This window comes from Photobacterium sp. R1 (genome assembly GCF_054600795.1).
Genome location: NZ_BAAHZP010000641.1, coordinates 1 through 263 on the forward strand (window position 1 = coordinate 1; position 263 = coordinate 263).

Below are 263 nucleotides of genomic sequence, written 5' to 3' on the forward strand. Positions count from 1 at the left end.
GGTGAACTGGCTGAAATGCTGATGCGCCGCCACATCATGCGTAGCAGAACACTGATCGAAAGCCAGTTAATAAAAGACTGATACGCAGCAGACTGCGTTTTGCCGGATAATTTTTACAACAACAAGGAGCATGTTATGAAGCCAGGACAGCGTTTCCGTCAGGCTGTTGCAGACAACCACCCGCTGCAGGTGGTGGGTACGATCAATCCATACTGCGCCATGATGGCGAAGCAGGTAGGTCATCAGGCGATTTACCTGTCTGG

The 263-nt window shown here is 51.0% G+C and carries 1 pseudogene; it reads left to right on the plus strand.

What is annotated here, in order from left to right:
• Positions 1–135: 135 nt before the first annotated feature.
• A pseudogene (gene prpB, locus ACYP03_RS26630) lies at positions 136–263 on the plus strand (methylisocitrate lyase); the annotation flags it as partial.